The sequence below is a fragment of the Streptomyces diversicolor genome, from assembly GCF_057537855.1.
Window position 1 is genome coordinate 53,730 of sequence record NZ_BAAJXA010000035.1, and the last position, 22,241, is coordinate 75,970.

Consider the following 22,241-nt stretch of genomic DNA (forward strand, 5'->3'; position numbering starts at 1 on the left):
CGCTCCTCCTTCCAAGCGGGCGGCCCCCTGGCGTGAGTGCCGGGGGGCCGCGGGGTCGGGCGGGTCAGGTCGCGGGGTGCTTGTACACGCGGAACGCGGCGCCGTCGTCGGGGGTGCCGTCGAAGCGCAGGAAGCCGAGGAAGCCGACCTGGAGGTAGTCGGCGTACCGCTCCTCCAGCCGCATCATCTGACCGCCGGCGACCTGCCGGGCGACGTAGGCCGCACGCAGGTCACCGAAGCCGACCGAGGCGGCGCCGGCCGCCGGGGCGGCGATCCCGTTGTCGACGACGACCGGGGCACCCAGCAGCGTGGACGGGAGACCGGCCTGCAGCGACGGCTCCCACAGCGGGCGGCCCTGGTCGTCCTTCAGCTTCCGGATCACTTTCAGCCCGGAGTCCGAGGTCGCCCACCGGCCGGTGCCGCGGTAGGCGGGGTCGACGGAGTGCTGAAGGTCGATCAGGTCGTCGTAGACGATCGACGTGGTCTGCCCGGCGGCGCCGGTCTTGCCCGCGGTGGCGTTGGTGAACAGCCCCTCCGGCTGGTTGGTGCCCGTGCCGGTGGCCAGGTGCGCGGCGACGGCACGGCCGATCCGCTCACCCAGCTTGCGGGCGATGAAGCCCTCCGTGTCGAACGCCGAGTCCTGGAGCAGGGCGAGCGAGGCGCGGATCATCTTCGACGTGTAGGTGTACGCGCCGAGGTCCTTCTGCCCCAGGGTGATGTCCTGCTCGGTGACCTGGCTGTTCTCCGTGAGGATCGCGCCGACGTTCGCGGTGTCGTCGTTGGTCGGCCAGTTCAGCGTGTTGCCGGACGCCGTGGTGATGACGTTGACCTCGGAGAGCAGACCGCCGTACACCTTCATCGTCTCGGTGATCTTGTTGAGGGTGTCGGTCGGGATGAAGTACCCGCCCGCGCTGCCCGGCGACGTGGCCGCCGCGCGGATCTCCGAGTGGTTGGCGAGCATCAGCTCGCGCTGCTCGTTGGACAGGGCGGACATGCCCCGGCGGACGAACCGGCCGAACGCGTCGCGGTAGGCGGCCTCCTGGTCCCCTTCGCGGTCCTCGGTGTTGCCGCCGGTGGTGACGATGGCCTGGTCGCGCTGGACAGCGTCCATGCGCGCCGAACGCTCCATGCGCTCGATGTCCGAGGACACCTCGGTCAGCTCGGCCTCGGCGCGGTCCCACTTCTCCCGCTCCTCAGCGGTCAGCGCGTCGCGGTTCTCGGCCTCGGCGCGGGACTGGATCTCCTGCATCTGGGACCAGATGTTGGCCCTGCGCTCCAGGGCCCGGGTGAGCAGAGTGCTCGTCATGGCGTCTGTGTCCTTTCACGGCACGCCAGACAGCCCCGACGCTGCGGGGCTGGCGGATGGTTGGGTGGGTCAGCGCGGAAGCCCGTAGCGGGCGGCCAGCGCGTTCATGCGCATCGACAGGGGCAGACCCGGCTGAGTGGACACCGCCGGCTCAGCAGGCTTGCCAGCGCCGCGAGTGGACTCACCCGGCTCGCGGTCGATGTGCACCAGGTCCAGCAGCTCGGGCCGGTACCGGGCGCGGGCCTCGACAGCGGCGTACTCGCCGCGCCGGTCCAGCGCCCGGGCCACTGCCTTCAGCTCGGCCTCGGTCTCGGGATAGGCGGGGAAGGTGACGGCGCTGACCTCGACGAGGCGCACCTCGCGGATGATGCGGACGTCGACCTCCACCGGGTCGGCGCCCTCCACCTCGATCGTCTCGGTGTTCCATTCGTCCTTGATGACGTAGAACCCGAAGCTCATGCCGGTGATGTTGCCATTGCGCAGGTTCGCCTTCAGGTCCCGCACATACGACAGCTCACCGTCCAGCGCCGAGTCGACGGACAGACCCTTGTCGTCCTCGGCGAGGTCGAGGGTGCCGGCCGATGTCCGCGACACGACGTAGTACGAGTCGTGGTCGATGAGCATCCGCGCGTCGCCCTCGGACAGCGTCTTGGTGAACGCGCCCGGCGCGATCTCCTCGTAGAAGCCCCACCGCAGCGGGTTGCCGATCGCCGTGCGGGAGTTGAACACGGACGCGTACCCGCCGAAGCGCTCGCCTGCGTCGGTCGCGCGGATCGCCACGTCAGCGGCGGACAGGGCCAGGCGGCGCCGCTCCTCAGCGCCGGTCATCGTCGGCATCGTGATTGCCTCCTTGGTCGGCATGCTGGGCCAGCAGGCGGCGCGCCTCGGCCATCAGAGCGGCCGCACGGGCGGGCAGAGCCCCGCCGTCGTCGGCCAGAGGGTTGGACCCCAGCGGGGCCATGTACGTCGGCTGCAGGTAGGTGTCGCCCTCGGGCCCCGGGATCGGAGGCAGTTCCTCCAGGGCGCGGATGTCGTTGGCGGACATGACGCCCGTGTCGCGCATCGCCCGGTAGAACGTCGCCCGCGCCGAGCTGTCACCGCGCAGCAGGCCCTGCACCGCGTAGTGCGCGTACTGGCCGGCGGGCAGCAGCTCCTTGGTGATGCGCTGCTCGGCCGGGGCGAGCCACGCCGGGGTGAGGTCGAACGTGATCCAGCCCTGCGCCTGCTGCTCCAGGCCCGTCCCCCACGACGTCGACTTGGCGGTCTCCATGAGCAGGAACAGCGGCACGCCGAACATGCGGGCAATCTCCGGGATCTGAAACTCCCGCGACTCCAGGAACTGGGCATCCTTCAAGGGCATCGTCACCGGCTTGAACGCGGCGCCAGCGTCCAGGACAGCGATCTCCTGAAAGTTGTCGATGCCGGACAGCTTCGCCTGGAACCGGGACTTGAGCGCGTGGGCCTGCTCGGCGGTCAGCTTCTGCTCGGTCTCCAGCACACCGGACAGGACGTTGCCCCGCCCGAACAGCTTCGCCGCGCCCTTCTCCGCGGCCTGCGCCAGACCGATGCCCTGACGGGCCATGGCGATCGGAGACAGGCCCTTCAGCCCGTCAATGCCCAGGCCAGGCAGGTGCATCATCTCCCGGGGCGACAGCGCGTGCACCGTGCCCCAGTCGTCGGTGGCGAAGAACCACTTGCCGGTCGGGTTGTCCGGCGACGGCTTCTGCCGCTTGACGTCCACCCGCTCCGGGGCCACCGGCCACAACTCCCTGACCTGCCCGGCCTGATTGCGCAGCTTCTGCACGTAGCCGTTGCCCCACAGCACCCGGTGCACGTTGACCAGCCGCCACAGCTCCAGCGGCGTCAGCTCCGGGTGCGGGTCCTCCAGCAGCGGCACCGTCATGCGGTCCCGGCTGCCGGACCTGTACACGTGCAGCGGCAGCGCGGCGGACACACCGGCGATGACAGCCACCGCGCGCCACACGGTGGGCGTCCGCAGCGCCGTCTCCTCCGACACCTGCACGCCGGCATCGGAGCGGAACCCGCCGAAGATCTCGGCAAGGACCGCATCCGTCAGGGGCACCGCGGGGTTCTCCAGAGATGCCCGCCGATCGAACAGCCCGAACAGGCTCACGACCGGGCCCCCTCACGGGGCAGGCCCGCCAAGGTCCGCTCCACCGCGACCACGCCCAGCACACCGGCCAGGACCAGCGCCGCGGGCACGGACCACAAGCCGACGCCCAGCAGGAACGCGAGGACGAACACGACCTCCAGCACGTGCAGAACGAGGCGCGTCACCATACCTCCGGCACCTCCTCCGTCTCCTCGACCTCGGCTGACAGTCCCCAGCGGGCGAGCGTGGCGGCCACCAGCGGGCTGATGTCGATGGAGACGATCCGCCGCGCCCACGCCCACGCGTCCCCGAGAGGACGCTTCTGCGCGCCCGCCAGCGCCGCGGCGAGCGGCGCCTGGTCGAGGTGGGAGAGCGTCTGCTCGGCGACCGCGTCGTAGAACTGGCCGCATGCCTGTGCGATCTCCCGCGTCTTCGGCTGGACCACCGTGACGCCGAGGCCGGTCTCCTCGTCCTCCAGCTCGGCGATCAGCGACCCGGCCGGGCCGCCACCGTCGATGACCCAGCAGCGCGGCCCCCACTTCGCGTGCAGCTCCTTGGCCCGCTCCAGGACCCAGCCCGTACCGGGCCGGTGGTCGACGACCTCCACGTGAACGCCGCCCCGCCACTCCCCGGCCACACAGATCGCCGCGTGCGACCGCTCCGGGGTCATGTCGATGGCGAACGCCACCGGATCCGCCGGCGCGGACTCAGGGGCCGCCAGAGCCCGCCACGCGTCCTCACCGATGACCTGCCACGTGTCGGCCTCGTCGGACGGGTAGTCGCCCACGCCCAGCCTCTCCCTCGCGTAGCCGGCGGCGCTGAGCGTCGCCCGCTCGCGCGCGATCTTCTCCAGCGTCAGCCGGTAGCCGACACCCGGGTTGGACTTCAGCACCGCGGCGTCCGAGCCGGGGTCATCGTGCGCGGTGCAGTCGGCCGGGCACTCGTCGACGTGCGGGTCTGCCGACCACTCCATGTAGGCGAGCGACGGATCCGGCGTGCCCGTCTCGATCGCAGCGAGCGCACGCCGCCGCAGACGCCCGAGCTGCACGGACGGGGCGCCGATGCCGGCGCTGCCCGCGTACCAGATCTGCGGGTCTGGGACGGCCGCCATCGTGGGCAGCAGCGCATCCATCTCGTTGTCGCCGAGGATCATGTCCTCGTCCATCACGTTGCAGTGCCCGGTGAAGCCCCGGCCCGAGCCCTTCGAGCGGGCGATGAACCGCAGCAGCTGCCCGGTGTGCAGCTCGATGCCTTCCTCGCCCACGGTCTGCCGATACGTCTTCACGCGTTTATGCAGGTCAGGGGTCTGACGGATCAGACGCTCGATCCGCTTGAACGCGTTCTTCGCCGTCTTGAACTCATGCGCGCTGTGCAGGATCAGCTCCTCGCCGCCGATGAACAGCCCCCACAGCTCGCGTGCCTCGATGATCCCGCCCTTGCCGTTCTGCCTCGGCACGTTGAAGGCGACTTCGAACGAGGCCCAACTGCCGTCCGGCTTCTCTCCCATGCCGACACGCAGGACGTGCTGCTGCCACGGATCGAGCACCAGCCCAGCCCGGGCGGCGAGGTCGATGGCCTCCTGGCCAGCGCTCGTCACCGCCGGCGGCGCAGTCTGGATCGGCGGCGTCTGCCAGCCATACACGCGGCCGTCGTCAGCCGCCGGCGGCCTGCTGCCGGGCTGCTGCGCGGCGCTTCGCTCGCTGCTCAGCAATGTCATCGACCGCGTCCCCCTTCGACTCGACAGGAGCCAGCTTCCGCAGCTCGGTCATCACGGAGCGCAGCGCGGTCGCCGCGTTCGCCAGCCCAGTCAGCCCACCGTTGTCGTCCATGGACTCGGCGAGCCGGACGGCGACTTGGGCGAGGCCAGGCGACGTCTCGTCCGCTCGGAGCTGTTCGATCTCGGCGGCGATCTTGTCTCGGACGTCACCCATGATCACCCCCAATGGTGACGCAGCGTCACATCACACAGGGTGACGGCCCGCTAATTCAGTCCAACTCAGTTCGCAGTGATTAGCGACCGGATCGGGCCGCGCAAAAAATCGGGCGACAAGGGCGTTTGGGTCGCCCGGTCCTGCGCCGAACTTTCGACCCACTCTCCGCCCGGCCGACCATGACCGGGTCGCGCGTCGCCCTGGCAGGGGACGGTCGGGAGGCTGCCTTCACCGGGTGTGACCGGTGGTCACCAGGACCGGGAGGCTTGCGGCATCGCCTGCTGGGGCAGGCGCCGGCGGGCGTTGTACCAGCGGGTGGCGACGCGCTCCATCTCGGGCGAGCGCATCGCCTTGATGCGCTGCATGACGAGGTCTCGGCCTGGGTCCACGACCACGATGCGTGCCTTCAGCCGCTTGTACTTGGCCATGGCGCGGGCGTTGGGCATGGTGTGGATCAGGTAGACGTCGAGCTGGTCGAGGAGCTGGAACGCGGCGTCCATGGCGGCGTACCGGGCGCGGTGGGCGACGCGCAGGTGCAGCGCGTTCTGGTTCCACTGCGGTGCCCCGGGCCCGGTGAGTGCACTGGTGATGCGGTCCAGGTCGATGACGATGTCGGAGGGCCGGGCGTGCGCCTCGATCCAGGACGACTTGCCTGCGGCCGGGGGGCCGGTCACGACGTACAGCATGGCGTCAGCAGCCGCAGCGCCAGATGGCCCGTCGGCATCCGGCGCAACGGAGGGTGTAGCCATCCCGGTCGTAGCGGCCGGCGTAGGTCTTCCACTTGCCGCAGCGGCAGCGCGGCATCGTGGGCTGTTGCTGCGCCATGGTCACCATCTCCGTGAGGCTCGCTCGGGCCGCTTGGGCGTCGTCCGGTTGCCGCGGCTGCTGTTGCACCGCCGGTGCGCGGCGCGGGCGTTGGCGGGGTCGAGGAGGCTGCCGCCGCGAGAGAGCGGTACCTCGTGGTCGAGGGTGAAGGACAGCGGGTGCCGGGCGTCCAGGTCGTAGCCGATGTTGTGGCCGCACAGCCAGCAGGGGAGGCGTTGGGCGCGGAGCCAGTCGACGAGGCGGCGGTAGCGGCGCCCGTTGCGCGGGTTGCCGGCCACGGGCGCCACCTCCGCTGGGTCAGGACGCGGGGGTTGCCCCCCGCTCGATGAGGTCGTTGGTGATGTCCTCGACGGCTTGGTCGACTTCGTCGTCGGTCAGGTAGCCGCAGGCGTTCTCTCCGGACGATGCGTCGATGCTCTCTGAGTCGTCGAGGAGTTCTGCCTCGATCCACTCCCGGCACTCTGGCGTGACGTTGGACGCCTCGTCGGTGTCGGACGGGGCGCTCTCAAGGCTGTCGGGCAGCGCGCTCTCGACGGCTTTGGGGAGTTCCTTCTCCAGGATCTCGCTGGCGTAGCGCTGGACGGTCTTGTCGTCGACGCCGGCGCATTCGGCGGGCCGCTTGCCCTCGGGCGCGTTCTCGCCCTGGGCGATGCCGTCGCGGTACTCCTTGGTCATGGCGGCCTTGCAGGCGGCGGTGTCGGGTTTGGAGTCGCTGCTACAGGCGGTGAGGGCGGCTGTGAGGGCGAGCAGGGCAGTGCCGACGGCTATGCGGGTCTTCATGGTCCCCCCAGGGTGTTCTGGTCTGAGGGGGCATCATGCGCCGGGTGAGGGGCGCGTGTGGGTGGTGTGGCTGTGTTGTGACGTTGGGGTCCGCCGCCGGGCGCTCCGCAGGGCCGCCTCGAAGCCCGCTGCGCCGGGCGGCGGACGGGCACGACGAAGCCCCGGCCGGTGGTCCGGTCCGGGGCTCTGTCGTGCGTCTGTGGTGCCTCGTGTGGGCACAGTTGTGCACGGCGATCGTCACACAGTGTCTGACCTGCGGTCAAGCGACATCGCGCTGTTGGCGTTCCGCGGCGAGTGCGTTGACGTCCGGGACGGCGTAGTACGGGTACCGGTCGGTGCCGCCGCTTCGCCGGAGCCGTCCGCGGTAGACGAGGTTGCGGAGGGCGCCGGCGCTGATGCCGCCGAGGACTTGGCGGGCCTGGGTGGCGGTGTAGTGGCCGGGGCGGATGTGCTGCTCCATGCGTCCATGATGCGCCTGTGGCGCCGGGTCTTCTGTCAGTTCGTCTGGCCTGCGCGAAGGCGCCTGACGTCACGCACGAGTGCGTAGAGCGCGACGAGGAAGGTCACAGTCCAGAATGCGATCCAGGGAACTGACGCTCCGGAGCTGATGAACATGGCGAGTATCACGGTGCTGGCCAGGACGCCGAAGGCCGAGATCAGGGTGTTGCTGCGGTCAGTCATGCCGACATCATCGCTGGCAGCCTGCTGTCCGTGGAAGTGATTCCAGCGGATTGTCCTGGGCCGGGGTTGGTCAGTGGCCGCAGTGGGGTTTGGTCCACCAGCCGCACTGCGGGCAGTACTCGTAGCCGAGGGCGGCGAGGATGCGTCGTGTCAGCGGCTCAACGGGCGACATCTGTCCTCCGGTTCTCTTTCGTGTAGATGACACGCAACCCCTCCCCCGGCCCCTCTTGGATGCGGTCGATTTCGTCGCTGTGAGCTGCGTAAACGTCCCCTGAGAGGGGTGGTGGGGGAGTGGTGCGCGAATCGGACATACGCCGCGCTGACCGCCACAGGACGACCGTCCCGGCAGTCACCACGAGGAGCACCCCGGCCGCCTCGTCGACCGCGAACGCGACCCCAGCGACGGCCCCGCCGAGGACGAACAGGACGCACGCGCCGGCCGCCCGCGACCGCTCCGCCTCGGGCTCTTCCGGGGCGGCCATCACAGGGCCCCGAACACGGTGTCGCCGAGCCGGTTCACGGCGACCGCGAGCGGCGCCGCGGCGAACCCCGCGATCCCCGCCGAGGTGCCGAGGCAGATCCCGCACCAGGCACCGCGCTTGATGTCGGCGCCGTACCGGGACTTCTTCACCGCGGCCACCAGCGCGGCCGTGAGGATGAGGACGATGGCGCCGCCGGGCTGGGTGAGCGGCAGGTAGCCGGTGCCGCCCGCGCGGGTGCCGGCCTGCCCGCCGATCCCCCACACCAAGGCCACGTCGCCGAGCCAGTTGGAGATCCACAGGGCGGTACGGGCTGCCCAGCCGATCAGTCCGCCGACACCGAGGATCGTCAGGGCGCCATAGGCCCACGCGAGCAGGAACGGGCCGAGGTCGGCGGCGTAGTGCAGGGGGTTGCCGCGCAGGCTCTTGGCGCCGGGCCACCATTCGACCAGGTGGTAGATCAGGATGCAGATGCCGACGGTGCAACCGCCGATGGTCACGAACGTCACGAAGGGGTCCTCAGCGGAGTACAGCCACGGCGAGCGCGGCGCAGGTGAGCACGAAGGCGCACGTCCCGGTGATCGGGGGGACGGTGCGGAGGTCGACCAGGGCGAGGCCGAGCAGGGCCGCGAGGGCGGCGAGCGCGAAGACGATGGCGAGTACCGGTTGCGCCATCAGCGCGCCACGTGGGGGTGCGTGTCGCGGACGGTGTCCGCGGTGGCGTGGATGGCGGCGCGCGCCGCGGCGATGTTCTGCGCCACGGTGTCCGGGGCGCCGAGCGTGGCGCGCAGGACGGCGAGGGCCTGGCGCAGCGGCTCGTCGAGCCGGAGCACGAGCACGTCCCCGTCCTGCGGCGCGGGCGGCGCACCGGTGGCGCGCAGGGCGTCCATGTCGCGGCGCACGGTGTCTTTGCCGACGCCGAGTTGGGCGGCGATGGCGCGCGCCGACAGGTCCGGGTCGTGCGCCAGGAGCTGCGCCACCGCGGCGCGGCGCTCGGTCATGGTGAGCTGGGGGTGGCTCATCGTGCGCCACCCTGCTCGGCGGGGAGGGCCACGGCCTCGGACCAGGTTTTGCCCGCGTCGAGGGCGGCCTGCGCCTGCTCGACGGTGACGTACCCGGTGACGGGGTGCTCGGCGAGGCGTTCGCGGAGGTAGCTGGCGGTCCACTCCGGGCCGATGCTGTCGCCGTCGAGGACGCTGCGCAGGGCGATCCGGGCGTGCACCGCGCGGTTGGCGAGGAGCCGGTCGTGTGCTTCGGTGCCGCCGACGGTGGCGGGGTGGGGGATGTCGAGGGCTTCGAGGACGGCGGCGAGCAGGTCGCGGGCGGCCGGGGGGAGGTCGGGGGTGGTCACCGGGTCACCGCCGTGCGGATGGTCCCGGTGACGCCGGCCGCGGTGACGCGCACGGTGATCGTGCGGCCGTCATGGCGACGGGTGAGGCCCGCGGCGATGAGGCGCCGGCCGGGGGCGGTGTCCGCGCACGTGGGCGCGTTAAGGTGCTGCTGGTCCATGACGAGGTCCGATCTCGTTCGTGGGCTGGAGGGTCGGGCGGTGCGATCGCCCCGGGTGCGCCAACACTCGGGAGCTGCCGTCCGGCCCTCGCTGTCTATTCGGTTGTGAGCGGCTTGGCCGCCTTCTTGCGGTCGTCTCGTTTGATCGCCTGGTCGACCGCCTGCCAGCTGCGGCCGAGATCGCGGGCGACATCGGCCACGGTGCCCAGCTCCGCTACGCCATCGCGCAGAGCCTGGGCTCGTCGGGAGGCGGCTTCGGATGCGGCTTGGTTGAGCTGCGCCAACAGCTCTTCCTCGTCGCGGACTCGTTCCCGCCAGGGCTTCGGATCCATCACAACGACCTTATCCAACAGGGGTGTTGGACACAAGTGGTTCAGGCCGACTCGGCGGGCTGGAAGTGCTGCAGTCGCGCCCAGTCCTGCGCGGTCGCGTACACGTAGCCGCACCACCGGCAGGCCAGCCGGGTCTGCCCCGGCATGCGGGAGATCACGGCCCCGCACACGGTGCCCTGGCTGTCGGTCACCGCGACGCACGTCCCGAGCCGCTGCGCCCGCGGCAGCGGATCGCCGACGATCGTCCGGGCCTGAGCCTCCAACTCCCGCACCTCACGGGCGAGGTCGCCGGCGCCCGGGTAGTGGGCGACGACCCACTCCAGCTCCATGCCGAGCCAGCGGCAGTCCGCAGACAGGTCGGCGGGCGGCGGGGGCGGCGCATGCTGCGGCCACCGCACCCGCTGAACGTCGATCCGCCACAGCCGCATCACCTCGGCCGCGCGCACCCAGTTCACCGTGTCCAGCACGTCCTCGTCGATCGGGGACTGCGGGCCGGCCGCGCCGCGGGTGGCGACGATCTCGCCCCACCCGGGGCGGCGCGGCACCAGGCACTCGCCGACCTCGTCATACAGGGTCGGCAGGTCGGCCAGCCGCTCGGCGAGCTTCACCGTGTGCCGGTGGCACAGGTACCGGCCGGCCGCGTCGTCGCCGCACAGCTCGCAGACGTTCACGGTCCATCTCCGTTCAGGGTGTCGTAGCGGTCGGGCCACAGCCGCGCGAGGTACGCGGCTACATCGGGCGCTAGTTGGGGCGGACGTGATCCGTCGGGCCAGGAGCCCGGCCGCGCACGCGGGACGCGCACCGACGCGGCCGGGGCTGTTCGCTGCCGCGGGGTGACGGGCAGCCCGCTCGCCATCAGCAGCAGCGCCGTCAGGTCGCCCTGGGTACGCGCGGCGGCGATGTCTTCTTCGCTCAGGCTGGTCATGTGCGGGCCATGTCGACGAAGCGCGAGTAGTGCAGCTGCGCGGCGACGGTGATCGTGGCGGTGGGCCCGTTGCGGTGCTTGCCCACGATCAGGTCAGCTTCACCGGCACGCGGGGATTCCTTGTCGTAGGCGTCCTCGCGGTGCAGCAGGATCACTACATCGGCGTCCTGCTCCAGCGATCCCGACTCGCGCAGGTCGGACACCTGAGGCTTCTTGTCCGTGCGCTGCTCGGGGCCGCGGTTGAGCTGGGCGAGTACCACCACGGGCACGTCCAGCTCTTTCGCCATCAGCTTGATGGAACGGCTCATGTCGGACACCTCTTGCTGCCGGGTCTCGGTGCGGCGGGCGGAGCCCGAGCCGAGGAGCTGGAGGTAGTCGATGACGACCAGGTCGAGGCCGCCGCGCTGCTTAAGGCGTCGGCAGCGGGCCTTGATCTGCGTCACGGTTTGGTTGGGGGTGGCGTCGATCGTCAGCGGCGCCGCCGAGAGTCGGGGCATGTGCTGTGCGAAGCGCACCCAATCGGTGTCGGTCATGCTGCCGCCGCGGATGTGGTGCAGACCGATCCGCGCTTCGGCGGAGACGATGCGGTGCTGCACCTCCCGCCGGGACATCTCCAGGCTGAAGAACGCGGCCGGCCGGCCGTCGTGGATGGCGGCCTGACGGACCATGTCCACGCCGAGGGTCGACTTCCCCAGCGCGGGCCGCGCCGCAATGATGATCATCTGGCCGGGGTGGAGGCCATGAGTGAGCGCGTCGAGATCGGTGTACCCGGTCAGGACCCCGGTTGCGTGCCCGTCGCGCTGGAGGGTTTCCAGTTCGCTGATGAGCTGGCCGAAGTCCTCGCCGAGCAGCGCGGCGTCGGGGTCCTCGCGGACCTGCGCTGCCTCGTTCAGCTCGGCCTGCGCGGCGTCCATGGACTCGGTGGCGTCGGCGCCGTCGTAGCCGAGCTGCACGATACGGGTCCCGGCCTTGATCATGCGTCGCCGGACCGCGCAGTCCCGGACGATGCCCGCGTAGTGCTCGGCGTTCGCGGCGGTCGGTACCGCCTGAACGAGATGGTGCACGCCCGCCGCGCCACCGGCCTTGTGCAGCACGCCCTGCTCGCGCAGATGGTTGCTGACGGTGATCGGGTCGACCGGATCACCCGCGGTGTGCAGGGCGATGATCGCGCTGTAGACGGTCTCGTGGGAGGGGTTGTAGAAGTCGGCCGCCCCGTCGAGGACATCGACAACGTCCGCGATGGCCTCGGCCGACAGCAGCATGCCGCCGAGCACGGACTGTTCAGCCGCCAAGTCGTGGGGCGGGACGCGGGCGAAGTCGTCGCTCATGCCTGGGCCGCCTTCCGGCGGTCCTCGCCCTTGACCGCGACCTGGTCGCACATGCCGGCGAGCCGAGAAGTGATCCGGTCCCCGAACATCGCCGGGAAGTCGCGGGGTGCGACGTTGCTGGTGAAGATGCTGGGCAAGCAGCGGTCGTACCGGTGGTTGATCACGCGGTAGGTGACCTCCTCGGTCCACTCCGACAGCTTCGCCGCGCCCAGGTCGTCCAGGAAGAGCAGCGGGCAGTTCGCGACGGCCTGGAAGGCGGCTTCCGGGTCGTGGCCGGGTCGTGGACGCAGCAGGGCGAACAGGTCGGCTTCCGTGGTCGCCTTCCACGGGACCCAGGCACCGGCGTCTGCGATGGCGCGCAAAGCGCCGTAGGCCCAGTACGTCTTGCCCGTGCCCGTCGGGCCGACGAGCAGCATCGATTGCGCCTCGTGCGGGTCGTGCACCACGTCCTGCGCCCAGGCACGGGCGCGGCCGTCGGGCTGGGCATTGCGGTACCGGAAGGTGACGTGCTGCGCGAAGTAGGCCAGGGCCCGCTCGCGGCGCTCGGTGAACTGGTCGAGGAAGTGATCGCGCAGGAACGCGGTCTCGGCCGCGGTCAGAGCGGCGAGGGGCAGCCGTCCGGCGAAGTGCTCGGCGAAGCGGTGCCCGGTGTCCTCGCCCAGGTGGGCTACCGCGCCGCGGGTGGGCAGCGCGTAGGAGCCGGCGGGGACGCCGAGGCCGTCGAAGTCGATGACGAGTCGGGAGGCGGGCGTGTGGGTGTCGTTCACCGGATGGTCCTCAGGTCTTCGTCGTAGGCGGAGTGGTCACGCGCCGGAGGGTCCGTCTCCTCCGGCCGGTCACGCACTGCCGCGTGGTCGTCTGTCGGGTTGCGGTACGCCTCGGCGCGAGGTCGGCGGCTGAGGGCGAACTGGATCGTTCCGCCGGATACCGGCCGCCCTTCCTCGCCGACCTGCTTCAGGGCGTGGATCAGGGCGTCGGGGGCGACGCCGTTGGCGATCGCCTTGCGGGTGACTGCCCGGACGGCGAGGAAGCTCTGGGCTCGCCCCTTGCCGTACCGCTCCCAGAACTGCTTCGTCAGGTCGTCGGCGACCTGGTGCGGGTTCGGCTTTGCCGTGTTCGGCGAGGCCCGGGGTTTCGTCTTGTTGCTCGCGGGCTTGACCGCGTCAGCGGATGCATCGTCGGCGGGAAGTGTCGTGTCGTCCGGTGCGGCGGCAGCAGTAGGAGTAGAGGAGTGAGGAGTAAAAGGAGTAGGGGGGGACTGTGGTCCCCCCTGGGGGGACTCAGGTCCCGCCTGCCGGGACTGTGGTCCCCCCTGCCGGGACTCAGGTCCCCCCTTGGCGGGGGGCGTCGCCTTCCCTTGAGCGGGGACTGTGGTCCCCCCTTCCAGGGGCATCGGCAAGGTGGCGTCGATCGCGGGCAGCCGGAACCGGCATTGCTTCCCCGGCACCGCGAAGAACGGCCGTCCGCTCTTGTCGAAGCCCAGGGGCACACGGACCTCCAGGCCCCGCTTGGCGAGCCGCTGAAGGGCGCGCTTCAGCGTCCCGTCCCCGGTCAGGCCGGAGCGCCGGGCGAGGGTCTTCATGCTGAACCCCGCCCAGGTCTCCCGCTTCGCGTCGCCGTCATCGATGTTCTCGGCGATGACAACGAGGACCAGGCGCTCAGCCGGCGTCAGGTCCTGCGGCGCGTAGTCGAGGACATCGACGATCCTCTTGATTCCCATCAGCGGCCTGCCAGCCGGGGCAGGTTGACCCGTCCGCTAGCGTCCGGCACGGCCGTCGGGCCCATGTTGATCAACGGTGGCTCTTTTCGTGCGTGGCCGACGGGGGAGACGGAGAGGCGGCGAGCCCGCGCGGGGTACGCGGGCCCGCCGTACCACCCAGATCAGCCCGGGGACCGCATCTGGTTGACCATCTGCTCGTGGTCCGCGCAGATCTGCGCGAGCTGGCTCTTCACCCGCAGCGCGAAGTACGCGTACCTGGTCCCGGAAGGAACGTGGACCTCGATGCGCTTCGCCGAGAGGAAGAACGCACCGGCGATGGCGCGGGGGAGTTCGAGGTGCCGGCGGATGGCGTCCTCACCGAGCCGGACGATCGCCGTGTGGCAGTCGCTCGCCCGGATGGTCTGCTCGTACAGCGCGCGGGACACCTCGTCCTGGCTGTCGTAGCGGCCGGTGAGATCGACGGTGACGACAAGCCGGACGTCCGGCACAGGAACCTCGATACGGGTCGGCTGCGGCGGATGCCCGTCACCGCTGGCCGGTACCGGCTTGAGAGGGCGTCGGCTGTCGGTGGGCCACTGGCCGGGGCGTTGCTTGGTCACAGGTCCATCCCCCCGTCCGTGAACATGTCGACCGCGGTGTGCAGGGCGAGCCGGATGCCCTCGCTGTCGTTGGCGGCCTTGGCGGCCTTCACGGTGGCTTCGATCGCGTCGAGGGCGACGTGGAACGCAGCGTCAGTGGGGGTGTGGGCGGCCAGGGACGCCCACTTCCCGGTGGTCGGCTGGTCCATGTGCTCGCGGTCAGAGCGGGGGCCGTCGGGCACGGGCCTCTGAGACTCACTGATGTTGGTCCGGATCGGCTCCATCACGCTGCCGCCTCCCGCGCGGTGGGCTGGTGGAACGCGGCGCGGATGGCCGCGCGCTGTTCGTCGGTGAAGGGCGGCGCGGCGTCAACGATGCGGTCGATGCGCGCCCAGTACGCCCGGTTACGCTCGGGGTCGTCGAAGCGGACGGGACGGTCGGCGCGGGCCGGGCGCCCGGTGTCTACGACGGTGGACACCGGCGCCGCGGCGTTGACCGGCGCGCTCACGAGCGGCCCTCGGCGAGGCCGGCCATCCGCTCGATGGTGTCGGCGAACTGGCGGAACGTTCCGGCGGCCGCGCGGGCCTGCTCGGGCGTGAAGTCCCCCGGCCCGATGCACACGGTGGGCGTGGACTCGGACAGGTGCAGGAGCCGAGCGTCGACCACCTCCTCACCCTTCGGGTCGAGGATCTTCATGTCGGCGCTGACGTGGTCGTAGTGCGGGCCGGTCTCGATGCACCAGGCGTAGATCCGGCATCCTTCGGCCTTCACGCGGTCCCGCGCGAGGATGTCGATGATCTGGTCGAGGGCGGCCTGCGGGTCGGGGGCGACGGAGATGAGCAGGGCCACCTCGTCCATGAACTTCTCGGTCGCGGGGGTGGCGGTGCCGTTGGCCCGGTTGAGCTGCCGGAACTCTTCCCACTGAGCGAGCATGCGCTCCTTGATGTCCCTGGCAGCGGCGACGTCGGCGTCATCCCCGTCAAGGAACCGGTTCACGTGCACGTCCTGCTTGGCGAGGTGCGCGCGCACCTGGTTCTCGGCGGCGGCGCGGGTGATGCGTGCCGGGTTGTAGTACGCCTCGTGGGTGTAGACGGGGGCGCCTGCGCTGGGCCACACCTCGAAGGGGCGGGGGCTGCCGTTGTTCGGGCTGATCAGGACGTTGACGCTGTTCGCCCGCTGGGCGGGCACGGCAGTGTGCATGCTGGTCGTCATGCCTGCACCCCCGAGCGCTCCCGGTAGTCGGCGCGGGTGTTGACGAGCAGGGCGTGCGCGGCGCGCAGCTGGTCGACCTGCCGCTGCAACCGGTTGATGACGGACTCGAACGAGTCGGGGTCGAGCGCGTCAATCCAGTGCTCGTCCACGACCTCCAGGTCCGCGCACGGCAGACGCTTGGACACGTCAGGGTCGAACGGGTGGACGGTGATCTGCCAGGAGAAGATCTGGAACTCTTCCGGCTGGTTCGACTCGCACAGGGGCCCGAACAGGGGCAGCTCCATGCTGGTGCCCGGGGCCTGGCAGTAGATGTCGTGCGGGTGGGTCGGAGTGGCGCTGGCGCGCTGGTGGTCGAGCGTGCAGCCCGGCATGCAGGTGACCGTGGTGGGCACGCCGGTCACCTTGTTGGTGAAGGTCCACGTCCGCGGGGGATCCTCGTTGAGGAGCTGGGCGCCGCTGGCCGCGTGGCCGTTGGCGAGGGCTTCGATGTGGTCAAGCTGCTTGCGCTGCTCGGCGACCTTGGCCAGCAGCTGAGCCGGAGTGACCTCCTGGAGGTCGCCCAGGTTCTCGTCAGCGGCGGCGACGAGCATCTTCTCGCCGGTGTCCGGGTCGGTCATGACCTCGGCGTGGGTGAACGCAGTGATGCGCTGTTCAGGCACGACGCCGTTCGTGTGCCGGGTTGCCGTGGCGGCCATCACCGGGCCACCTCCGCGAACACGCGCTCCAGCACGTCCGTCGGGTACACCCCGACCGTGCCGTAGGTCGCGTCCTGCCGGCGCTGCGGCTCCACACCCCGCGCACGGAGAATCGCCGACGCACGCTTGCCGATCCGCTGGAGGTACACGTGCTCGGTGTCGTGACCGTGCAGCTTGGCGTAGCCGAGAGCGGTGAACCAGTCGTACCGGCCCTCGATCGCCTCCACCTTCGCGGCGGTCACGGCCTGGGCCTGCTCGACAGCGGCGAGGCGCTGTTCCTGGGCGACGAGTTCCTGCGCCATCTGAAGGACGAGTTCCGCACCCGTCCTCGGACGGGCAGACTCCTGTGCGGCCAGTTCCGCCTCGCGGGTCCTGGCCGCGAAGTACAGGAGTGCCGCCCGGATCTCTTCCTTGCGGGAGTCACCGCGCATCGCGGTCAGATAGCAGGCGTTCCGCGACATCTCGAACGTGGGGACTGAGCGGTTCTGTCCGCGGACGTTCTTTGTGATCTTGCTGGTAGCGGCAACCTCAACCTGAGCGGTCATCTCGCCCTGCTGAGCGGCGATCACACCGCGGGCCTGGTCAACGGCCTCGGTGAAGTTGGCCCACTTGCTGTAGCCAAGGAGCGGCATGAGTTCCCGGCCGTCCCAGTACTCGGAGCCGTCCGGGCGGACCCGGCGGATCGCGTCGAACGGGGAGGTCAAGGCGGGCGCGGCAGGGACGCGCTGGTCAGTCGGAGTCGACGGCAGGGCCGCCGACGTGCGAATCTGTGGCATAGAGCTGTCTCGTTTCTTACTTGCTGGTGGGAGCGGACTTGCTCGACAGAGGCGGCCCGGCTGGTACCCGGGCCGCTTCGTCGTTTCCGGCAGACGTCCCCGCCTGGTACGCGGGGGCGGCGCCGTTCTCCTGCGGGATGAGCCCGAGGAAGCGGTGGAGGTCGATGGTCCGGACGACGCGTCGGCGTCCCAACCGGATCGACTCGATGGGTAGGCGGCCCTCGGCCGCGAGCTGGTAAGTGGTGGACTCGGCGAGCCCCAGAGCCTGACCGACAGTCGGCCACAGGGGGACGACGGCAGGCAGGTCGAGGATCGCGGCGATGGTCAGAGCCTGGCCCGTCATGCGGATCCCTTGGCCCCGCGATCGGCGAGTTCCTTCTCGAAGCGCTGGATCTCGGCGGGCGAGTAGAGGATGCGGCGACCGACCTTGATGCCCTTGGGCCCGTAGCCGATGTGCCGCCAGTAGCGGACGGTGCTTGGCGCGGTTCGGTACCTGGTGGCCACATCCTTCGTGGTCAGGTACTCGTGCGCCTCAGAAGTGAGCAGCTCAGACACCGCTCAACCCCCTCACGGTGTTGGCGTTGAACACCCTCAGTATGTACACGGTGGCGGTGTATCGCAACAACAACATCAAGATGTAGCGTGTTGTGCATGGAAGACGTTGGAAGCGTTGGCGAGGGCGACGGGATGTCGGAGCATCTGCATGCGGAGGAGGCATTCATCGCCCAGGTGAAGCGCCGCCGGACGCTCCTCAACTTGTCCCAGTTGGACCTATCCGAGCGCGTGGCCGCCCTAGGCGGTCGCATGTATCAGCAGACGATCGCCAAGCTGGAATCCGGCCAGCGATCACTCCGGCTATCAGAAGCCGAGATCCTGGCGCAAGCGCTAGGGTCAACCATCCAAGAAATGCTCTCGGCTGTTTATGGTGACCCCTCGTGGGAGCGAAATCAGATTTCCCGCGACACGGACGCCCTTGAGAGAGAAGTCAAGACGCTGAGTCTGGAGCTCGTGCGACTCAAAGAAGCCGAGGACCAAGCCGAGCTGCATGTCCACCACACACGGGAGGAGCTGAGGAGAGCCGAACGAGACGCCGCAGCTGCTCAGCTTGCCCTTCGCTCTGCCCGTGAAAGACTAGCGAGAGCGGCGGATAAGTACCACCATTACTCTTCCCAACTGCATCAGTGGCGAGAGCTCGAAGAAAAGACAGGAAAGCGACATCGGCCACGAAAGAGAGGTGCGGGTTTCGTGGCGGTAGAGGAGCCGAGAGAAAATGATCCCGGAGGTGATTCGAATTGAAGGGTTCGACGTACCGTCGCTGCTATTGCCGGGACGGGAACGGCAAGGTGCTGGGCAAGTCCTGCCCGAAGCTGTCGAGCAAGCGGCACGGCGTGTGGGCCGTTCGCCAGGAGCTGCCGCCCCGCGCGGACGGCACCCGCCGCTCGTTCTCCCGGTCCGGCTACGGCACCGCCAAGGACGCCCAGGAAGCCCTCGACAAGGTGCGTGCGCTCCTCGACCTTGCTGACGGCGACGACACCGAAGCCCTGACTCTCATCGGCGACCTGCTGGAGGACGTCAGCAAGAACAAGAAGGCGCCCCTGCCCGACCTGCAGGAGACGCGCCGGCGCCTGGTCCGCGGGCAGAAGCTGACGGCGACGATGACCGTCGGCGACCTGCTCGATGAGTGGCTGGACGTGAAGCGCAAGGCCCGCAAGAAGACGACGGTCAACGGCTACGAGTCGCACGTGCGCTGCCACATCCGCCCGGCGCTCGCCGACTACCGTCTGGACCGCCTCGGCGTCGGGCATGTCCAGCAGATGTTCGACGGCATCGACGAGGCCAACGAGGTGGTCTCCGCAGAGAACCAGGCCCGCCGTGACCAGGAAGCCCGGTGCCGATGGGCGAAGGGCGGACGGCCGCCGGCCAAAGAGCGCGAGCACCTGGCCGCTGAGCGGGCCAAGCTCGCCGAGATGCCGCCGTATCGGCGTATCACAGGACCGGCCAGCAAACAGGCCATCCGAAGGACGCTACGGACCGCCCTGAACTTCGCGATCGGCCGCGAGTACATCACCTTCAACCCGGCCGCGTTCGTCGAACTGACGCCGGCGAAGCGCCCGCCCGGCCTGCTGTGGACAGACGAGCGGGTTGCCCGTTGGCGGGAGACGGGCGAGAAGCCTTCCCCCGTCATGGTGTGGACGCCCGCGCAGCTCGGGCACTTCCTGGACGCCGCCGAGAGCGACCGGCTGTACGCGGCTTTCCACCTGATCGCGTATCACGGGCTGCGGCGCAACGAGGCGGTCGGTCAGGACTGGGAGAACGTCTCCTTCCAGGGCAAGGTGCTGCTGGTCGCCAAGGGCATCACGGTGGACGGCTGGACGCCCGTGGAGGGCGCGCCGAAGACGGACGGGTCCATGGACACCGTGCACCTCGACAGCGGCACGGTGGCGGTCCTCCAGGCCCACCGTGAACGGCAGTTGGCGGAGCGCGCCGAGCGGCTGGAGAAGGGCCTGCCGTGGACGGAGACCGGCAAAGTCTTCACGTCGGAGGACGGCAGCTGGCTGCATCCGGAGGTTCTGTCGGAGACGTTCCGGGCGATCGTCGCCGACGAGGATCTACCCCCGATCAACCTTCGTGATCTACGTCACGGCGCTGCCGCCCTGATAAAGGCGGCCGGCGGAGACCTGCACGACGCGAAGGTAAAGCTGCGGCACTCGACGATCACCCTGACGTCGGACACCTACATGACGCTCTTCCGGGAGTACGAGGAGGAGTTGACGGAGAAGGCGGCGGCCGTCGTCCCCCGCGCCCGGAAGTCTGCCGGCGGCACCACCGCTCACGCACCGCTCACGCACGAGCCCGATAGAGACGAGAGCCCCTGACCGGAGCTGGCCGGTCAGGGGCCGTATCGCCTGTTCAGATATCGGTTCAGACACTGAACTCTCGTAGGCCCTGTGGGACTCGAACCCACAACCAATGGATTAAAAGTCCACTGCTCTGCCAATTGAGCTAAGGGCCCAGGGGCGATGTTGCCTCCCCGAGCATAGCCGGACGAGGCCGTGTCGCCGATCGGGTATCGGGGACACGGCCGCGTCGGGGGTACAGAACGGCCGAATCCGGCTCGCGTGGCAGGACCGGGCCAAGCGCATCAGCCCCACCCCCCCTGCAAGCCCCAGACGCCTCGATCGGCGCGTCCCTCAGGGGTTCCCGACCCATCGCCCCCGGAACCCCCGCAGCCCTCAGGCCCATCAGCACAGGCCCCCCGCAGTCCCCCATCGCATCGGTGGCCAGGTCTCCTCAGAGGTTTCCCGGTGTATCCGGCACGGAGTCCTCGGGTGGGAGTGGGGAGGGGGCGGGGGGCCGCTGGTTCTTGGGGTGGGTGGGGTTGAGGAACCAGTGGTGGGCCGAGGTCAGCCACCACGTCGCGGCGGAGCCCAGGACGACCAGGACGGCGATCGGGGCGTAGTTGAAGGTCTCCCAGGTGACCGGGGAGACCTGGGGCAGCATGAAGAGGATCGTGATCACGCCGACCCACCCCACCGCGACGATCCCGATCGGCTGCGACCAGCGGCCCAGATGCCACGGCCCCCGCTCGAACGCCGCGCCCTTGCGGACCCGCAGCAGCGTCGGCACGACGTACGCGATGTAGAGGCCGATCACGGCGATCGAGGTCACGGCCGCGTACGCGGTCTCGTTGATCAGGTAGGGCAGCCCGAGGACGAGCGCACCCGCCGCCGCCAGCCAGACGGCCGCCACGGGGGTGCGGGTGCGCGGGCTCACGGTGTGCCAGACCCGCGAAAAGGGCAGCGCGCCGTCGCGTGAGAAGGCGTAGATCATGCGGCTGTTGGCGGTCACCGACGCCATCCCGCAGAACAGCTGCGCGCCGATCACCACGAGCAGCAGCAGCTTGCCGGCGGTCGCGCCGAGCGCGTCCAGGAGGATCTGGGCGGGCGGTGCCCCCGTCGGCGAGTTCAGCGCACCGTCGTACGACTGGATCGCGAAGGTGAAGCCGAGGAGGAGGACGAAACCGGCCGCCCAGGACGTCCAGATGGAGCGGACGATGCCCTTGGGGCCGGCCGTCGACGCGTCGTGGGTCTCCTCCGTCATATGGGCGGAGGCGTCGTAGCCGGTGAAGGTGTACTGCGCCATCAGCAGGCCGATCAGCACCACGTACCCGCCGCTGCCCCAGCCCGTGTTGTTCACGAACTCGGTGAACACGAAGGACGCCGAGCGGTGCCGGTCGGGTACGAAGGCCAGCGCGCCGACGATCAGGCCGACGCCCAGCACGTGCCACCACACGCTGACGCCGTTCAGGAAGGCGACGATGCGCACGCCGAAGGTGTTCAGCAGGCCGTGCAGCAGCAGGATCGCCGCGAACAGCAGGATGGTGCGGCCGGGGGTGACCTGGAAGTCGAACTGGAGGTTCAGATAGGCGCCGAGGAAGGAGGCGGCGCCGAAGTCGATGCCCGCCGTCACCGCGACCTGGCCCAGCACGTTGAACCAGCCCGTGAACCAGGCCCAGGCGGCGGCCGAACGCGGCGGGGCCAGGCGGTGCGCCCAGAAGTACAGGCCGGCCGACGTCGGGTACGCCGAGCAGATCTCCGCCATCGACAGGCCCACGAACAGCGTCATCAGACCGACCGCCACCCAGCCCCAGGTGATCACCGCGGGGCCGCCGGTGTTCATCCCGAAGAGGTAGAGCGTCAGACAGCCGGACAGGACGGAGATGATCGTGAAGGAGACGGCGTAGTTGGAGAACGCCGACATCCGGCGGGCGAGGACCTGGGTGTAGCCGAGCTGGGCAAGCCGTTCCTCGTCCGACGGCCGGCCCGCGATCGCCTCATCTGTCATGTCCCCAGCGATTCCCTCGCCGAGGGTATGACATGCGTCACACGGTGACCGGAAAGCGGCGGTCCGGGTGAACGCGCCACCCCGGCCGGACACGGAGGCACGGAGGCCGGGGCCAGGGCTCTCAGCCCTCAGCCCCGTCAGCCCCGGGCTCCGGGACCCAGCCCTCAGTCCCAGCAGCCCCACAAACTCCGGACCTCAGACCTCAG

The 22,241-nt window shown here is 70.0% G+C and carries 34 protein-coding genes and 1 tRNA gene; 2 read left to right on the forward strand and 33 right to left on the reverse strand.

Going from position 1 to position 22,241, the window contains the following annotated elements:
* Window positions 1–64: 64 nt before the first annotated feature.
* The 31 genes from AC27LF_RS33120 to AC27LF_RS33270 form a co-directional block, all read right to left on the reverse strand.
* Window positions 65–1,306 (reverse strand): phage major capsid protein, encoded by a 1,242-nt coding sequence (locus AC27LF_RS33120; RefSeq protein WP_479660076.1) that lies wholly within the window; start codon window positions 1,304–1,306, stop codon window positions 65–67.
* Window positions 1,307–1,375: 69 nt separating this feature from the next.
* Window positions 1,376–2,143 (reverse strand): HK97 family phage prohead protease, encoded by a 768-nt coding sequence (locus AC27LF_RS33125; RefSeq protein WP_479660075.1) that lies wholly within the window; start codon window positions 2,141–2,143, stop codon window positions 1,376–1,378.
* The gene (locus tag AC27LF_RS33130) at window positions 2,121–3,440 is read right to left on the reverse strand and encodes a phage portal protein (protein WP_479660074.1); all 1,320 of its coding nucleotides are present in this window, start codon (window positions 3,438–3,440) and stop codon (window positions 2,121–2,123) included. The genes AC27LF_RS33125 and AC27LF_RS33130 overlap by 23 nt, the downstream gene beginning before the upstream one ends.
* Window positions 3,437–3,607 carry a hypothetical protein gene (locus AC27LF_RS33135; RefSeq protein ID WP_479660073.1) on the reverse strand — a complete coding sequence of 57 codons (171 nt, stop codon included), beginning with the start codon at window positions 3,605–3,607 and terminating at the stop codon, window positions 3,437–3,439. The genes AC27LF_RS33130 and AC27LF_RS33135 overlap by 4 nt, the downstream gene beginning before the upstream one ends.
* Entirely contained in the window at window positions 3,601–5,016 is a 1,416-nt protein-coding gene (locus tag AC27LF_RS33140) for a terminase (protein WP_479660072.1), read from the reverse strand. Before AC27LF_RS33140 ends, AC27LF_RS33135 begins: the two co-directional genes overlap by 7 nt.
* A 55-nt stretch (window positions 5,017–5,071) precedes the next feature.
* Window positions 5,072–5,350, reverse strand: coding sequence for a hypothetical protein (locus tag AC27LF_RS33145; RefSeq protein WP_479660071.1), 279 nt, complete (start codon window positions 5,348–5,350; stop codon window positions 5,072–5,074).
* A gap of 248 nt (window positions 5,351–5,598) precedes the next feature.
* A complete protein-coding gene (locus AC27LF_RS33150; protein WP_479660070.1) occupies window positions 5,599–6,024 on the reverse strand; it encodes an AAA family ATPase in 426 nt (141 codons plus the stop codon).
* A gap of 153 nt (window positions 6,025–6,177) precedes the next feature.
* Window positions 6,178–6,453: an HNH endonuclease gene (locus AC27LF_RS33155; RefSeq protein ID WP_479660069.1), complete on the reverse strand. Its 276-nt coding sequence runs from the start codon at window positions 6,451–6,453 to the stop codon at window positions 6,178–6,180.
* Window positions 6,454–6,472: 19 nt separating this feature from the next.
* Complete coding sequence (locus AC27LF_RS33160) at window positions 6,473–6,955, reverse strand: hypothetical protein (RefSeq protein ID WP_479660068.1); 483 nt, start codon at window positions 6,953–6,955, stop codon at window positions 6,473–6,475.
* A 259-nt stretch (window positions 6,956–7,214) separates the two neighbouring features.
* Entirely contained in the window at window positions 7,215–7,415 is a 201-nt protein-coding gene (locus AC27LF_RS33165) for a hypothetical protein (protein ID WP_479660067.1), read from the reverse strand.
* Between the two features lie 35 nt (window positions 7,416–7,450).
* Window positions 7,451–7,636 (reverse strand): hypothetical protein, encoded by a 186-nt coding sequence (locus AC27LF_RS33170; protein WP_479660066.1) that lies wholly within the window; start codon window positions 7,634–7,636, stop codon window positions 7,451–7,453.
* A gap of 158 nt (window positions 7,637–7,794) precedes the next feature.
* Window positions 7,795–8,118, reverse strand: coding sequence for a hypothetical protein (locus AC27LF_RS33175; protein ID WP_479660065.1), 324 nt, complete (start codon window positions 8,116–8,118; stop codon window positions 7,795–7,797).
* Window positions 8,118–8,624, reverse strand: coding sequence for a hypothetical protein (locus tag AC27LF_RS33180; RefSeq protein ID WP_479660064.1), 507 nt, complete (start codon window positions 8,622–8,624; stop codon window positions 8,118–8,120). Before AC27LF_RS33180 ends, AC27LF_RS33175 begins: the two co-directional genes overlap by 1 nt.
* Window positions 8,625–8,634: 10 nt before the next feature.
* Window positions 8,635–8,790 carry a hypothetical protein gene (locus AC27LF_RS33185; RefSeq protein WP_433088549.1) on the reverse strand — a complete coding sequence of 52 codons (156 nt, stop codon included), beginning with the start codon at window positions 8,788–8,790 and terminating at the stop codon, window positions 8,635–8,637.
* The gene (locus tag AC27LF_RS33190; RefSeq protein WP_479660063.1) at window positions 8,790–9,137 is read right to left on the reverse strand and encodes a helix-turn-helix domain-containing protein; all 348 of its coding nucleotides are present in this window, start codon (window positions 9,135–9,137) and stop codon (window positions 8,790–8,792) included. The genes AC27LF_RS33185 and AC27LF_RS33190 overlap by 1 nt, the downstream gene beginning before the upstream one ends.
* The gene (locus tag AC27LF_RS33195) at window positions 9,134–9,466 is read right to left on the reverse strand and encodes a hypothetical protein (RefSeq protein ID WP_479660062.1); all 333 of its coding nucleotides are present in this window, start codon (window positions 9,464–9,466) and stop codon (window positions 9,134–9,136) included. Before AC27LF_RS33195 ends, AC27LF_RS33190 begins: the two co-directional genes overlap by 4 nt.
* Window positions 9,463–9,624 carry a hypothetical protein gene (locus AC27LF_RS33200; RefSeq protein WP_479660061.1) on the reverse strand — a complete coding sequence of 54 codons (162 nt, stop codon included), beginning with the start codon at window positions 9,622–9,624 and terminating at the stop codon, window positions 9,463–9,465. Before AC27LF_RS33200 ends, AC27LF_RS33195 begins: the two co-directional genes overlap by 4 nt.
* Window positions 9,625–9,719: 95 nt before the next feature.
* Window positions 9,720–9,956 carry a hypothetical protein gene (locus AC27LF_RS33205; protein ID WP_479660060.1) on the reverse strand — a complete coding sequence of 79 codons (237 nt, stop codon included), beginning with the start codon at window positions 9,954–9,956 and terminating at the stop codon, window positions 9,720–9,722.
* A 41-nt stretch (window positions 9,957–9,997) separates the two neighbouring features.
* Complete coding sequence (locus tag AC27LF_RS33210; RefSeq protein ID WP_479660059.1) at window positions 9,998–10,627, reverse strand: hypothetical protein; 630 nt, start codon at window positions 10,625–10,627, stop codon at window positions 9,998–10,000.
* Window positions 10,624–10,881: a hypothetical protein gene (locus AC27LF_RS33215; protein ID WP_479660058.1), complete on the reverse strand. Its 258-nt coding sequence runs from the start codon at window positions 10,879–10,881 to the stop codon at window positions 10,624–10,626. Before AC27LF_RS33215 ends, AC27LF_RS33210 begins: the two co-directional genes overlap by 4 nt.
* Window positions 10,878–12,209 carry a replicative DNA helicase gene (dnaB, locus tag AC27LF_RS33220; RefSeq protein WP_479660057.1) on the reverse strand — a complete coding sequence of 444 codons (1,332 nt, stop codon included), beginning with the start codon at window positions 12,207–12,209 and terminating at the stop codon, window positions 10,878–10,880. Before dnaB ends, AC27LF_RS33215 begins: the two co-directional genes overlap by 4 nt.
* A complete protein-coding gene (locus tag AC27LF_RS33225; RefSeq protein ID WP_479660056.1) occupies window positions 12,206–12,976 on the reverse strand; it encodes an ATP-binding protein in 771 nt (256 codons plus the stop codon). The genes dnaB and AC27LF_RS33225 overlap by 4 nt, the downstream gene beginning before the upstream one ends.
* The gene (locus tag AC27LF_RS33230) at window positions 12,973–13,929 is read right to left on the reverse strand and encodes a MarR family transcriptional regulator (protein ID WP_479660055.1); all 957 of its coding nucleotides are present in this window, start codon (window positions 13,927–13,929) and stop codon (window positions 12,973–12,975) included. The genes AC27LF_RS33225 and AC27LF_RS33230 overlap by 4 nt, the downstream gene beginning before the upstream one ends.
* A gap of 161 nt (window positions 13,930–14,090) precedes the next feature.
* Complete coding sequence (locus AC27LF_RS33235) at window positions 14,091–14,528, reverse strand: hypothetical protein (protein WP_479660054.1); 438 nt, start codon at window positions 14,526–14,528, stop codon at window positions 14,091–14,093.
* Window positions 14,525–14,716: a hypothetical protein gene (locus AC27LF_RS33240; RefSeq protein ID WP_479660053.1), complete on the reverse strand. Its 192-nt coding sequence runs from the start codon at window positions 14,714–14,716 to the stop codon at window positions 14,525–14,527. Before AC27LF_RS33240 ends, AC27LF_RS33235 begins: the two co-directional genes overlap by 4 nt.
* Window positions 14,717–14,790: 74 nt before the next feature.
* Complete coding sequence (locus tag AC27LF_RS33245; protein ID WP_479660052.1) at window positions 14,791–15,015, reverse strand: hypothetical protein; 225 nt, start codon at window positions 15,013–15,015, stop codon at window positions 14,791–14,793.
* Window positions 15,012–15,719, reverse strand: a complete 708-nt coding sequence (locus tag AC27LF_RS33250; RefSeq protein ID WP_479660051.1) for a hypothetical protein — start codon at window positions 15,717–15,719, stop codon at window positions 15,012–15,014. Before AC27LF_RS33250 ends, AC27LF_RS33245 begins: the two co-directional genes overlap by 4 nt.
* Entirely contained in the window at window positions 15,716–16,414 is a 699-nt protein-coding gene (locus AC27LF_RS33255) for a DUF6907 domain-containing protein (protein ID WP_479660050.1), read from the reverse strand. Before AC27LF_RS33255 ends, AC27LF_RS33250 begins: the two co-directional genes overlap by 4 nt.
* Window positions 16,414–17,190, reverse strand: coding sequence for a hypothetical protein (locus AC27LF_RS33260; protein ID WP_479660049.1), 777 nt, complete (start codon window positions 17,188–17,190; stop codon window positions 16,414–16,416). The genes AC27LF_RS33255 and AC27LF_RS33260 overlap by 1 nt, the downstream gene beginning before the upstream one ends.
* A gap of 16 nt (window positions 17,191–17,206) precedes the next feature.
* On the reverse strand, window positions 17,207–17,533 hold the full coding sequence (locus AC27LF_RS33265) for a helix-turn-helix domain-containing protein (RefSeq protein ID WP_479660048.1): 327 nt from the start codon (window positions 17,531–17,533) through the stop codon (window positions 17,207–17,209).
* Complete coding sequence (locus AC27LF_RS33270; protein WP_479660047.1) at window positions 17,530–17,745, reverse strand: helix-turn-helix transcriptional regulator; 216 nt, start codon at window positions 17,743–17,745, stop codon at window positions 17,530–17,532. The genes AC27LF_RS33265 and AC27LF_RS33270 overlap by 4 nt, the downstream gene beginning before the upstream one ends.
* A 96-nt stretch (window positions 17,746–17,841) precedes the next feature.
* On the opposite strand from AC27LF_RS33270, the gene AC27LF_RS33275 reads away from it, so the two are divergent.
* Together AC27LF_RS33275 and AC27LF_RS33280 are read left to right on the forward strand one after the other, a co-directional pair.
* Window positions 17,842–18,486 carry a helix-turn-helix domain-containing protein gene (locus tag AC27LF_RS33275; RefSeq protein WP_479660046.1) on the forward strand — a complete coding sequence of 215 codons (645 nt, stop codon included), beginning with the start codon at window positions 17,842–17,844 and terminating at the stop codon, window positions 18,484–18,486.
* Window positions 18,483–20,066 (forward strand): site-specific integrase, encoded by a 1,584-nt coding sequence (locus AC27LF_RS33280; protein WP_479660045.1) that lies wholly within the window; start codon window positions 18,483–18,485, stop codon window positions 20,064–20,066. Before AC27LF_RS33275 ends, AC27LF_RS33280 begins: the two co-directional genes overlap by 4 nt.
* Before the next feature lie 64 nt (window positions 20,067–20,130).
* Here the strand turns inward: AC27LF_RS33280 and AC27LF_RS33285 are convergent.
* Both AC27LF_RS33285 and AC27LF_RS33290 read right to left on the reverse strand, forming a co-directional pair.
* Window positions 20,131–20,203, reverse strand: a tRNA-Lys gene (locus AC27LF_RS33285).
* Window positions 20,204–20,481: 278 nt separating this feature from the next.
* Window positions 20,482–22,035, reverse strand: coding sequence for an amino acid permease (locus AC27LF_RS33290; RefSeq protein WP_479660044.1), 1,554 nt, complete (start codon window positions 22,033–22,035; stop codon window positions 20,482–20,484).
* Between the last annotated feature and the right edge of the window lie 206 nt (window positions 22,036–22,241).